The 12,289-nt window shown below is 67.9% G+C and carries 12 protein-coding genes; 5 read left to right on the forward strand and 7 right to left on the reverse strand.

Features of this window, described 5'->3' with window-relative positions; translation table 11 throughout:
- Positions 1-80: 80 nt before the first annotated feature.
- The 3 genes from F0U60_RS48740 (at position 81) to F0U60_RS48750 (ending at position 1,735) form a co-directional block, all read left to right on the forward strand.
- Complete coding sequence (locus F0U60_RS48740; RefSeq protein ID WP_395825765.1) at positions 81-524, forward strand: hypothetical protein; 444 nt, start codon at positions 81-83, stop codon at positions 522-524.
- A 15-nt stretch (positions 525-539) separates the two neighbouring features.
- Entirely contained in the window at positions 540-1,157 is a 618-nt protein-coding gene (locus F0U60_RS48745) for an EcsC family protein (protein WP_395811059.1), read from the forward strand.
- A 77-nt stretch (positions 1,158-1,234) separates the two neighbouring features.
- Positions 1,235-1,735, forward strand: a complete 501-nt coding sequence (locus tag F0U60_RS48750; RefSeq protein WP_395811061.1) for a GGDEF domain-containing protein — start codon at positions 1,235-1,237, stop codon at positions 1,733-1,735.
- An 8-nt stretch (positions 1,736-1,743) separates the two neighbouring features.
- Here F0U60_RS48750 and F0U60_RS48755 read toward each other — a convergent pair whose 3' ends face one another.
- The gene (locus F0U60_RS48755; RefSeq protein ID WP_395811063.1) at positions 1,744-3,288 is read right to left on the reverse strand and encodes a sigma-54-dependent Fis family transcriptional regulator; all 1,545 of its coding nucleotides are present in this window, start codon (positions 3,286-3,288) and stop codon (positions 1,744-1,746) included.
- Positions 3,289-3,495: 207 nt separating this feature from the next.
- Here F0U60_RS48755 and F0U60_RS48760 point away from each other — a divergent pair, with 207 nt between their 5' ends.
- The gene (locus F0U60_RS48760; RefSeq protein ID WP_395811065.1) at positions 3,496-4,893 is read left to right on the forward strand and encodes an FHA domain-containing protein; all 1,398 of its coding nucleotides are present in this window, start codon (positions 3,496-3,498) and stop codon (positions 4,891-4,893) included.
- A gap of 25 nt (positions 4,894-4,918) precedes the next feature.
- On the opposite strand, the gene F0U60_RS48765 is transcribed toward F0U60_RS48760, so the two are convergent.
- Both F0U60_RS48765 and F0U60_RS48770 read right to left on the reverse strand, forming a co-directional pair.
- On the reverse strand, positions 4,919-6,613 hold the full coding sequence (locus tag F0U60_RS48765) for a patatin-like phospholipase family protein (RefSeq protein ID WP_395811067.1): 1,695 nt from the start codon (positions 6,611-6,613) through the stop codon (positions 4,919-4,921).
- A gap of 601 nt (positions 6,614-7,214) precedes the next feature.
- On the reverse strand, positions 7,215-7,796 hold the full coding sequence (locus F0U60_RS48770; protein WP_395811069.1) for a Uma2 family endonuclease: 582 nt from the start codon (positions 7,794-7,796) through the stop codon (positions 7,215-7,217).
- A gap of 419 nt (positions 7,797-8,215) precedes the next feature.
- Here F0U60_RS48770 and F0U60_RS48775 point away from each other — a divergent pair, with 419 nt between their 5' ends.
- The gene (locus F0U60_RS48775; protein ID WP_395811071.1) at positions 8,216-9,556 is read left to right on the forward strand and encodes a hypothetical protein; all 1,341 of its coding nucleotides are present in this window, start codon (positions 8,216-8,218) and stop codon (positions 9,554-9,556) included.
- A gap of 56 nt (positions 9,557-9,612) precedes the next feature.
- Here the strand turns inward: F0U60_RS48775 and F0U60_RS48780 are convergent, their stop codons facing one another.
- The 4 genes from F0U60_RS48780 to F0U60_RS48795 all read right to left on the reverse strand — a co-directional run bounded on the left by F0U60_RS48780 (position 9,613) and on the right by F0U60_RS48795 (position 12,105).
- Positions 9,613-10,233, reverse strand: coding sequence for an HAD family hydrolase (locus F0U60_RS48780; RefSeq protein WP_395811073.1), 621 nt, complete (start codon positions 10,231-10,233; stop codon positions 9,613-9,615).
- On the reverse strand, positions 10,233-10,613 hold the full coding sequence (gene trxA, locus F0U60_RS48785) for a thioredoxin (protein WP_395811075.1): 381 nt from the start codon (positions 10,611-10,613) through the stop codon (positions 10,233-10,235). Before trxA ends, F0U60_RS48780 begins: the two co-directional genes overlap by 1 nt.
- Before the next feature lie 9 nt (positions 10,614-10,622).
- Positions 10,623-10,946: an FKBP-type peptidyl-prolyl cis-trans isomerase gene (locus F0U60_RS48790; RefSeq protein ID WP_395811077.1), complete on the reverse strand. Its 324-nt coding sequence runs from the start codon at positions 10,944-10,946 to the stop codon at positions 10,623-10,625.
- A 139-nt stretch (positions 10,947-11,085) separates the two neighbouring features.
- Complete coding sequence (locus F0U60_RS48795; protein WP_395811079.1) at positions 11,086-12,105, reverse strand: hypothetical protein; 1,020 nt, start codon at positions 12,103-12,105, stop codon at positions 11,086-11,088.
- Positions 12,106-12,289: the final 184 nt, after the last annotated feature.

Here is a 12,289-nt window from a genome sequence, read left to right on the forward strand (position 1 = left end):
TTACGCTCCCGCGCGGGCTTGCCATGCTCGTGCGTCCATTCTTGAGGGAGGGGCTGCCGAGCCCCGGAGGCGAGGACGCGATGAAGTGGACGTGGGCCTGTGCAGGCCTGCTGTGGGTGCTGGCGGGCTGTAGCGCCACCCGGGAGGCCTTCCGGCCCAACCCCAACGACGAGGACCCCTTCGTGGGGTCCATTCCGGTGGTGCGTGCGCCGCTGAAGGACCGGTGTGCGCAGCACGGCACCTCGTCGGTGCGGAGCCACTGCGACGAAGCAAGGTACCTGGGGACCGAGTACACGCGGCGGCTGGCCGTGGGGGACGAGGTGTGCCTGGAGGGCGGCTACGGAGACGAGCCGGGGCAGGCGTGCAAGGCGCGGGCGGCGGTCATCGACACGGCGCCCAACCAGGTGAAGCTCGAGGTGCGCACGGCGAGGCCGGACTCGCGCTGGTTCAACGCGGAGATGCGTCACGCCTGGTACGAAGAAGGCGCACTGGTGGACCTATACCTCGCCGAGCGGGGTTACTGAGGGGAGGAGAGACGCATGGCGTTCTATGACCCCATCGCCGACAAGGTGAAGAAGTTCACCCCGGCGGAGCTGAAGAGGCTGGCGGACACGAAGCTGTCGGACCTGGTGCAGCAGGAGGTGCCGCGCTCGCGCAAGCGGGTGTTGGAGCTGGAGCAGCGCTATCCGTCCGCGGGAGTACGCGAGCGGGCCCAGCGCCTCATCGACGAGAAGAAGCACGTGGCGAGCATGGTGGGGGGCATCAGTGGGGCCTTCGGGTTGCTCGGGCTGCCGGCGGACCTGACGGTGATGGCGTGGCTGCAGCTCACGCTGCTGGTGGACCTGGCCACGCTCTACAAGGTGAACCTGAAGAGCGAGCGGGCGCGCAACGAGCTGTTGGACCTGTACGGCTACACGACGGGAGTGGGGCCGGTGCAGCGCTCGAGTCCGAGGGTGTTGGGGAAGGTGGCGGAGGTGCTGCTGACGAAGGGAGGCCTGCAGACGTTGGGGAGGGCGATGCCGTTGGTGTCAGCGCCGGTCACGGCGTACCTCAACAACCAGCACATCCAGAAGGTGGGGGACCACGCGGTGCGTTTCTACGAGGGCTTCGACAAGGCGCACGCAAAAACCAAGGCGGCCTCGCGCAAGGCAAGCTGAGGAGCCCACTCCTCCTCCCTCTCCCTCGGGGTGAGGGTATCCGGGCCCATCTTCCCACAGGGGGGGTTCCAAGCACGATGAGCGAACACGCCCCACAAGTCTGCCCACTGACAGGGGCGTACCTGCGCACCTACTTCGAATCACTGCTGGCCAAGGCAGTGTCGGACGCGCACCTGGCGCGACTACCGCTCACGGTGCTCTGGGTCGACGCGGATGAAACGCAGGAGGGCAACGACGCGCGAGGGCACGAGGCCATGGACGCGGCGCTGAGCGGGTTGGTGGACGAGCTCGCGGCGGAGCTGGATGGACGAGGGCCCATTGGCCGCATGGAGGGGGACGCCTTCGCGGTGAGCCTCTACGCGGTGACGCCAGACATGGGAGCGCGGCTCGCACAAGGGCTGCGCCGCCGGCTCGCGGCGAGACGCTTCCACTCGGAAGCAGGCGACTTCCACCTCACGGTCTCCGTGGGAGTCGCGGGGCTGCGCGCGGGAGAGCCCTACGGCAACCTGTTGGACGCGGCGGAGGCGGCGTGCGTGCAGGCGAAGCAAGCGGGGAGAGATCAGGTGGTCACGCGGTAGGAGCGACCTCACTCGACGCCGAGCGCCTTCATCCGGGCCTTGAGTGTGTTGAGCGCGATGCCCAGCTCCTGGGCCGCGCGGGTCTTATTGCCCTGGTGCTTTTCCAAGGCCCCGCGGATGTCCTGCTCGGTCAAATCCCCGGGGCGCTTGCGCACGGCCGCGACTGACTCCACGGAGGGCTGAGTCGTCCGCTTCTTCGTAGGCGCTGAGGAGGTGCCTCCGAAGCCCAGCTCTCGCTGCTCCAGATAGGACTTCACCGCCTCCAGCGTGACGAGGGTCCGATAGGGCGCGAGTCCCTCCAGCTCCTGGTGGGCCACCTCGCGCGCCACCACCGTCCTCACCGTCGACTCCAGCTCGCGGATCTGCCCCGGCCAGCTCGCCTCGCGCAGGAACTCGATGGCCTCGCGCGTGAGCTCGGCGTCGTACTGCTGCTCGACCTTGAGGCGGTGCAGGAAGGTCTCCACCAGGTTCGGGATGTCCTCGCGCCGCTCCTCGAGCGTGGGGAGGATGATGAAGTCCCCCGCCGCGAGCCGCTGCGCGAGGTCCGGCCGCAAGTCCGTCTGCCGCAGCGGCGCCTTGGACGCGGAGATGAGCCGGAAGCGCGGCGGCGGCTCGCGAAAGTCCGCGGGAGCCCCTAGCGGCGCCAGGCTGCCCGAGCCCTCCAGCACATCGACGAGGAAGTCCTGCGCGAGGCGGGGCAGGAACTCCACCTCGTCCAGGAAGAGCGTGCCCCCGTTGGCGCTGTAGAGCTTGCCCACCCGCGCGATAGACGCCCCCGTGTACGCGCCCTTCACATGCCCGAGCAGCTCACTCTGGAGCGCGGCCGGGTCCTGCGGCAACCGCCCGCAGTTGAGGATGACGAAGTTGCCCTCGAGCCCGCTGCGGCTGTGGATCTCCCTCGCGATGAAGGTCTTCCCCGTGCCGGAGTCACCTCGCAGGAACACCGGCAGGTGGTGACGAGCACAGCGCTCAATGGAGCGCTCGAGCTGCACGGTGGCAGGAGAGGCGTCCCGCTTCGCGCGAGCGCCGGCCACCAACTCGGGGGGCACCTCCGCCAGCAGGGTGACCCGGCTCTTGCCATTGCCGAGCAACACCACGTCCCCGACCTCGAGCACCCAATCGCGCGAGGGTCCTACGCGCTGGAAGTGCAGGCGGGGGTCCAGCAGGCCCTGCTCCTCCTCGCGTCCCAGGTAGCTGCCATTCCTCGAGTTGAGATCGCGGTACACCCAGCGGTGGTCCTCGCGAAACGCGAGCCGTCCGTGCTGCCGAGACACCGCATCGTGAGGAAAGACGACCGTGCACTCAGGCGCTCGCCCGAAGACATAGGAGCGGTCTGGGTAGAGCCGCACGGTCAACTCCTCAATGCCCTCGCGCTGCACGCGCAGGGCCTTGGGCTCTCGGTACTCTCCGCCGCGCGTGTCGAAGGCCAGCTCTTCGGTCGGAGTGCTGCTCGCCGGTTCGGAGTGTTGGGTCCTGCTGCGCGAAGGCCGACCCGGAGTGGAGGACCGACCGTTTCCCCCCGCTCCGCTCGACTCCTCGTCCCCGGTCTTCATCCGCGTCCCCCGCCTTCAGTCCTGCTGTCACGATTGATAGCAGTTTTGACAGGCTTCCGCCGGTGGCGGGGTGGTAAGAGACCGGCCCCGCGCTCCGAAATGCCTGGGGGAACGGGATCGTTCCTGGGGAGACTCCGCTGGCACGCGTCGTGCTTGGAAATTCGGCCAGCAGCCGGATGAACCGGCCCTCCAACCCCAGGAGCACGCGTGTTCAACATCACTGTCGGGCTCATCGGAGAGCGCACCACCAAGACGGGGACCCTGGCGTCGCGAGAGATCGCCATCGGGAGGGACCCCACCAATGACCTGGTCCTCGACAGCGGAAGCGTGTCGCGCACCCATTGCCGGCTGGTCGCCATCGAAGGAGCAGCCATCGTGCTGGACGAAGGCTCGAAGAACGGAACCTGGCTCAACGGCAAGCCCGTGGCCCATCCCGCGGTGCTGAAGTTCGAGGACGAGCTGGTCATCGGCCCGTACACCCTGAGGGTGCAGTCGCTCGTGGGTAAGGGCACGGCGGGAGCGCAGGCGCTTGGGGTCTGGCCGCACCCGCTCCCCTCCGCCCCGGAGTCCGGCTCCACCGAGGAGAACACCGTCTTGGCCCGGGGCCTGTCGAGCCTCGAGGAGCGGCGCCAGGCGCTGCGCTGGCTCATGCGCGAGCCGGGCTCCAACCCCCGCATCGACGAGGTGCTGCGCGCCGCCCTGCGCGACTCCGACCTGGAAGTGCGCATGACGGCGGTGCTGGCGACCGCGAAGCTGCGCGCCCGCGAGGTGCTGCCGGCCCTCCAGAGCTCTGACATGCCCACCCTGCTCCAGGAGGTCGACGAGCCCCGGGAGCGCCGTTTCCTGGAGCAGCTCTGGCAAGGGGTCATTCGGTACCTCCAGGAGCGCCGTTACCCAGGTGACAGCGTGCCGGGGAGGGATCCGCTCAAGCCGCTGTGGCGCCTGCTGGCCGGAGAGCTGGAGGTGACGGACGCGGCGTCGATGCTGCTCCACTCGCTCACCACGCCCCTGGAGCCCGCGGAGCGGCCGACGCGGCTGCCTCCCGGGGTGGTGGAGCAGGAGGGTCGCTTCTACCTGCAGCGCTCGGGGCTGCCGCTGCGCTGGGTGGCTCCCGTGAAGCACTGGCTGGGCGCCAATCCCGCCCGCCAGGCGTCCTCCCCGGGCTTCTTCGTGGCCCAGGTCCCCGTGGACCGCCCCTTGGCCAAGTGGGTGGGTAATCCGCTACCCACCCGTGTCGTGCTTGACCACGAACAGGTGTGGCTCGGTTCCTACAAAGAGGCCGAGCGGCTCTGTGCGGAATTCTCTCACATCGAAGAAGCACACATCCGTCTCCCAACGGCGGACGAGTGGGAGATGGCGGCCCGGGGAACGGATGGACGGCGCTACCCGTGGGGAAACCTTCCCCAGCAGGATTGGGAGGAGTGTGCCTCACCGTGGGGAGTGGAATACCTGGTGGGCGACGTGCCCGAGTGGACGTTCGAGCCCGAGAGCGGCACGCAGCTGCTCCGAGGCGGCGTGGAGGCGAGGACGTGGGTGCGCCACCCCGTCTACGAGGGTGAGGAGGAGTTCGCCGCAGCGCTGAGGCCCATCATCCCCGGCGTGTGAGGAGAGAGCCGGGGCACGCTCCGGCTCAAGGCATCAACGCGCGCCCGCCAGGACACAGGCCGAGCACGCGGGCTCGCTCCCGGGCCTCGGGGTCCGCCGTGAGCCACTCGCGGACCGCGTCCACCCGCGACTGCAGGGCCGGGCTGCTCGCCGCGCGCTCCAGCTGCGCCGTGTCGTGTGTCGTCAGCGCCCAGCTCAGCGGCGCCGTCTCGCTGAACTCGAAGATGGCAGTGGTGAAGAAGCACGGCGCGCCCCCGTTCAGCTCGTCCTGCACCAGGCTCAGCAGCTCGTCGTTGCGGAAGGACATGCTGGACTCGCGCGCCCGCAGCACCGCCTCCACCGGCGACATCAGCCCGCCCAGCAGCTCGCCCGCTCCAGCCGCCTGCAACTTCGTGCGCCGACCGTTGCCCAGGTGATCACGAATCTGGATGAGCACCACGCCCGAGGTGCACTCGCGCACCCACTCGCGATGCGTGTGCAGCCACATCACCGCCAGGTCCACCCCGTAGTTGTCGTAGTAGCCCGCGTCCACCACCCGCACGCGTGGCGACGTGGGCAGCGCGCTCGCCGGGCTCACGTAGGGGAACGACGCGCTCATCCGCGCCGCCGCCGCCACCGAGAACACGGACTGCTTGTTCGGGAAGAGCTGGAAGAGCTGCACCCCGGACAGAGACAGCAGGGCGCGCTGACCCTCGCGAGGCTCGTCGCCGTTGCGCTCCACCACCAGCGTGCTCGCCTCGGACGCCGTCAGCGCCGACAGGTCCAGGTTGCTCACCAGCAGCCGCCGCCCATCCTCCACCAGCATGGGCGAGTACACCAGCGAGGGCAGCCAACCCTCCGCCTCACCCGCGCGCAGCTCCTGGAAGGAGCGCCCCAGCAGGCCGTTCGTGTACTTCACCCAGGCCTGCTCGAGTGACCGCCCGCGGTTGTCGCCGAAGGGCAGCAGCAGCGCGATGGCCGCCGACGAGAGGCTGTCCTGTTGCATCATCTCCGTGAGCGACACCGGGTCCGACAGGCCCTGTCGCTGGAGCCCCGCCACCCACGCGCCCGCCCCCACCATGCCGCCCGAGGCTCCGGTGACGAGGCGCACGTAGCGGTGGAAGCCCGGTACGCCGTCGGGGCCCTGGAGCTTCGAGAGCACGTGCGCCGTCCAGGCCGCCGCGCGAATGCCTCCGCCGCTCGTGGCCACCAGCGCCAACCGAGGTTTCGGCCCCGGCTCGCAGCGCATCGCCGTCCGCCCCGACATCTGCTGCGTCTCCCCTTGCGTGGACCACGCCACGCCTGGAGGAGGCTCCGTCCGCATCCGCGCCAGCCACGCACTCAGCACCGCGTCATCCGCCAACAGCCCCGCGTCACGCGGGGGCACAAGGCTCGTGCTCGCGTACACGGGAGGCTGGGGCAGGGACAGCTCGTCGTAGAAGGACACATCCGAGCACCCACGCCCGGCGAACACGATCAGGACGCCCGAGAGGACGAGCGCACCCATGTGGTGCATCGGGAAGAAGAAACGCACGGCCCCGTAGACGGCTCCGCACAGCCCGATCGCCACGCAGATGACCACGGCCGGTGACACCCACCCGTGGTTCCCCGTGAAGGCCACGTGCGCGGCCACCAGCAGGTAGCCCAACACGAAGAGGGTCAGCAACCCGGCCTGCAACACGTGCAGCGCCACGATGTGCGTCGGGCGCCGACTGAAGAGCAACTCTTCAATGCGCTGCATCCACCGGTGGCGTTGCCGGTCCGACTCATACCAGCGCTGCAGCCACTCGGCGCCGCGCGTGAGCAACAACATCACCCCCATTCCAGCTAGCACGCCGAAGAGGAAGGCGAAGTGCCGATCGATGAGGCTCGGGATGCTCAGCAGCACCAGCCAGGTCGGATAGGTGCCGGTGCGGAAGAGGTACCAACGAATGGTGGGAGGCACCCCACCCGGCTTGCCCCGCCGGGGCGCCAGCGCCCACGGCTCATCCGCGTCCAACAGGTAGCCAATGAAACACAGCTGCCCCAGCAGCATCGCCGCCATGAAGCCCGCGACGAACGTCACCCGAGGCACGTCATGGAAGAAGAGACTCGGCAGCCCCAGCGCATCAAACCCGCCCCAGACGATGGACACCGGCAGCGCCTGGAGCACGAGCAGCAGCGGACAGCGGCCCAGCCACTCCACCAAGGGACGCAGCGGCTGCGACGTCTCGCCCCGCCACCAGGACCGGACCTGTTCCAACACCATGCCCCGAGCCTGCCTCAGAACAGCCCTGCTTGAAACGCGGGGTTCCCCGAATGTTCACAGGCTGGCCGGACTCAGGGCGAGCCACCGTCCTCGCTCAGGGTTCGGGCCGGGCCTCGGGGAGCCAGAGCAACCCCAGCCCGAGTTCCACCGCGTCGAACGGCTCGACGTGCACCGACTCGTCCCCCGTGTAGGTCGCCACGAGCAACCAGCCGTGGGCCTCGCGTCGGAGCACTTCCAGGGTGCGTGCGAGCGGATCCACGAGCCACACGTGGCCCACTCCCTCGCGGAGATAGAGCGGCAGCTTCCGTCCGCGATCCATGGCCACGGTGGAGGGAGAGGGCACCTCGCACAACCAGTCTGGAGCCACGGTCATGAAGGCCTCGTTGGGAGCGGGCGGCCTCGGCAGACGCTCCCGGCGCCAGCCGGCGAGGTCCGGTACCAGCACATCACGACCGAGGTGAATCTCCGGTTCGTCGAAGAGCCACCAGCCGCCGGGTCCTCCTCTTCCCAAATCGAAGGGTCCCCCCAGCTCCGTACCGAGCACCGACGTCACCCGCGCATGGCCCATTGCCGGCCTCGGTGAGGCCACCAATTCGTCGGCGATGATCTCCCCCACCCACCCCACTGGCAGCGCCTCGATGTCCTCGTAGGTCGCTGGCTTCTTCCCCTTCCCCATCTCCGCTCCTCCTCCTCGGGCAACGTCCGGAGCTGCCTCCGGATTTCCTGTCGGGCCCCATCCTCACCCAGCTTCTGACCTGCACCTCTCCACACACCCCACCCGAGCGGTGTCATCCTAACAGGCAACGGGCCGGGTCAGGTCTTCCACACGCAGCCACAGCGTGCCTCGTCCTTCATGAAGACGTGTCATGGGCGTGAGACAATGAAAAGAGCGGAATGCTGGGGGATCGAATGCGCGCGAAATCTACATGGAAGCTGTTGCCCAGGATGTTGGCCTTGCTGGTAGCCAGCATGGGCGTGTCTGCATGCGTCGAGCAGACGGGGCCAGACACCCCATGTGACGTTCAATCCAATGCCGAGCTGTGCGCCCAACACGCGGCACAATGCGGCTCGCTCACCGTAGTGGATAGCTGTGGCATGACCCGAGACATCACCTGCGGCGGGTGTACCGGTTCGCTCACGTGTGGCGGAGGAGGCGTAGCCAACGTCTGTGGTGCGAGTTGCGCGGTGAGCTGTCCCCATGAGTACACCTGCAACGGACAGGGTATTTGCGTGGGTGGAAACCCGGCACAACTGAATTTGGATCTCCGACCCGTCACCGTCAGTGGCAAGGTGACCCTGAACGGAGCCACACCGCAGCTGACCTACTGCTACAGGGACGCGGCCACCGTCACCATCACCGAAACGACCCTCGGCACAACCGACACCACCCTCATCCCGTGCAGCACGAAGGACTTCTCCTTCTCGTTCCAGGTGATGCCGGGCACTTACAGTGTGAGCGTCTCTCAACAGCGACTGTCTGAATGGAACCTACCCCAAGGCACCTTCGTCGCGATTCCAGAGCTCAAAGTCACCGGCCCCACGAGCAACGTCGAGGCCGCGCTTCGGCCCGTCACCGTCAGTGGCAAGGTGACACTGAATGGAACCACCCCGCAGCAATCCGCCTCCTGCGACGACGACGCGGCCACCGTCACCTTCACCGAGACGACCCACGGCACAACCGCCACCACCCTTATCCCGTGCAGCGCGAAGGACTTCTCCTTCTCGCTCCAGGTGGTGCCGGGCACCTACCGCGTCAGCGTCTCTAAACACCGGCCGGATGACACGAACCTGCCGAGCGGCACCTTTGTCGCGATTCCAAAGCTCAAAGTCACCGGCCCCATGAGCAACGTCGAGGCCGCGCTTCGGCCCGTCACCGTCAGTGGCAAAGTGACCCTGAATGGAGCCACCCCGCAGCAATCCGCCTCCTGCGACGACGTCGCGGCCTTCGTCACCTTCACCGAGACGACCCATGGCAAAACCGACACCACTTACATCCCGTGCAACGCGAAGGACTTCTCCTTCTCGCTCCAGGTGATGCCGGGCACCTACCGCGTCAGCGTCTCTGAACACCGGCCGGATGACACGAACCTGCCGAGCGGCACCTTCGTCGCGACTCCAGAGCTCAAAGTCACCGGCCCCACGAGCAACGTCGAGGCCGCGCTTCGGCCCGTCACCGTCAGTGGCAAGGTGACCCTGAATGGAGCCACCCCGCAGCAGTCCGCCTCCTGCGACGACGTCACGGCCTCCGTCTCCTTCACCGAGACGACCTACGGTACAACCGCCACCACCTTCATCCCGTGCAGCGCGAAGGACTTCTCCTTCTCGATCCAGGTGATGCCGGGCACCTACAGTGTGAGCGTCTCCAAGTACCAGCCGGATAACTCGAACCTGCCCTTCGGCAGCTTCACCGTGGCGCAACGAATCGCGATTCCATGAGTGAAGGGGGGAGCGCCACTTCAAACGCTCGCCCTCGCCTTCGAACTCACACCGGTTCAACCCGGGATGCGCGCATCCGTGAAGTGCAAGAGCTCGCCCAGCCGCTCGATGCGCGCATCTCCGTCCAGTCCCAGCCCGACGAAGCGCACGCCCGCGGCCCCGGCCGCCCCCCGATCGAAGCGCGAGTCGCCCACCATGAGGGCCGCACCCGGCGCCACACCCAACCGGCCGAGCGCGTAGTGCACCAGGTCCGGTGCCGGCTTCGCGTTGGCCACCAGGTCCGAGCACGCCAGCACTTCGAAGTAGTCGAGCAGGCGTGCGGCCCCAAGCAGCGTCCGGGCCAGAGCAGAGACCGAGTTGGTCACCACCGCTCGCCGCACGCCACGCGAGGCCAGGGCCTCCAGCAGCGCACGCGCATCCGGGTTCACCCACACCTCGCCGGCGTAGCGCGGCAGGTGCTCCACGTAGAAGGCATCGAGCTCGGCGGGGGTGCAGCGCAGGCCAAAGACGCGCACGTCCTCGGCCGTGCCCTGCCCGAAGGTGGGCGCGAACTCCTCGCGCGTCACCGGGCTGCCCCGGAAGAGCCGTCCCGCGTCCTCCAGCACCCTCAGCCAGGCCTCCTCGCTGCGCACGAGGACGCCATCCATGTCGAAGAGAACGGCGTTCGGAGCCATCATCAGGCCTGCGGCTCCTGCTCCTTCTTGCGCTTCTCGATCTCCCGACGAACCTCGTCCATGTCGAGCGCGCGCACCTTGCCGATGAGCTCCTCCAGCACCGGCGCCGGCAGCGCCCCGGCCTGCTCGAAGAGCATGATGCCGTCACGGAAGATCATCAGCGTGGGGATGGAGCGAATCTGGAACATGCCGGAGAGCTCCGGCTGCGCGTCCGTGTCGATCTTCCCGAAGGTGATGTCCGCGTGCTTCTCGGACGCCTTCTCATAGACGGGCGCGAAGGCCCGGCACGGGCCGCACCACGCCGCCCACCAGTCGAGCATCACGATGCCCTGCTTGGACACCGTGGACTCAAAGTTCTCCTTGCCAATTTCCAGTGTGGCCATGGGGGCCTCCTAGCGAACCGCCAGCAGTTCCACTTCGAAGACGAGCGTGGAGTTAGGGGGAATCACGGGCGGGAAGCCACCCGCGCCATAGCCCAGCTCAGGCGGGATGGTGAGCTTGCGCACGCCGCCGACCTTCATGCCCGCCACGCCCTGGTCCCACCCCTTGATGACGCGGCCCGCGCCGAGCGGGAAGGTGAAGCCCTCGTTGCGGTCGCGGCTGCTGTCGAACTTCGAGCCGTTGGTGAGCGTGCCCACGTAGTGCACCGTCACCGTCTTCCCCGGAGTCGCCTCGGCGCCCGTCCCCACCTTCAGGTCTTCCACCTTCAAGCTCATGAACTGTCTCCCGTGAAAGCCAACACCTTAACGCGCCAGGTCCGCGCGCGCTGCCCTCTCGAAAGGAAAAACGCGGCGCGGCGCCCACTCGTTGAGGCACCGCGCCGCTGGACTGTCATACCGCCATCACACCATCCACTCAGAAGGTACCGCCGAGGTTGATGGTGCCGTTGTAGCTACCGGTGCCGGCATCACCCTGGTCCACACCCGCCGCGAAGTCGTCGGCGATGAGGAAGTTGTAGTTGACGCGCGCGTCGGCGGTGAAGTCACCGATGTGCGTGCGCAGACCCACGCCCACCGGGACGCGCGAATTGGTGTCGTCGCTGAAGCCGAGCGCCTCGCCGTTGCGGACGTTGTACCAGTTCATGCCGAAGCCACCGAGCACGTAGGGCTGGATGGGGGCCGCGGTCAGGCCGAGGGTGACGTTGGCCACGGCGCCGTTGCGCACGATGTCCGGGCCGGTGCCGCCCACGTCGGTCTCCAGGTTGTTCACCGCGCCGCTGTAGCCGAGCTCGAGACCGAACACCTTGCTGGGCCGCAGGGCCGCCGTCACGCCCGCGGTCGCGCCGGGGTTGATCTCCGGAGCCAGCCCGCCAGTGTAGCCCTCCACACCGCCGCCGATGAGCACGGACAGGCCGCGCATGTCTCCCTTATCCTGGCCCTGGTCCTTCGGCTGCGCCTCGTAGCCGGAACCACCGAAGGCCTGATCATCCGGAGCAGGGGCGACGTCCACCGAGCCCACGTCGTAGTCACGCTCCAGCGAGGACTGCGGGTCGCTGTGGATCATCCCGCTCCCGCCCGTGGACTGCTGGTCCACCGGAGTGCAGTAGAGCGTCACGCCGCCCTGGCCCTGCATGGGGATACCGGGTTTGGCATGGCCCTGGCCCACCTGGCCCGAGCCGCCGAAGGCGTCCTGGTTCACATCACCCGAGAGGCCCTGATCTCCGGAGCCGCCCACGCCCTGGTCCTGGATGTCGGAGCCGGGCACGGGTGCGACATCCTGTTGATCGAGGATGACAGCATCATCCTGACCGGAGCCGCCGATGTTGTCCGGCGATTGCTGCTCGCTCCCGAGGTTCGAGTCGTCAACATCCTGAGCCATCGCAGCCCCGCCGTAGAAGAGCGCCGTCACGAGGCCCGCGAGAATTTTCACTTTCATCCGTACCCTCCGTCAGGTGACTGACGAAAACTTCGTTACCGGGAAGACATCCGGCAAGGCACGGGACAACCCCAGACATGTGACGGGACCCCGCTCGGGAAGCACCCAGCCAGGCGAGGGCAGCTGGCACAGACGAGAGGGGTGAACAGCTTAGTGAGTGGCCCGCTGACTGATGGGTGAAAGA

The sequence above is a fragment of the Archangium minus genome, from assembly GCF_044360475.1.
Classification (GTDB): domain Bacteria; phylum Myxococcota; class Myxococcia; order Myxococcales; family Myxococcaceae; genus Archangium; species Archangium minus.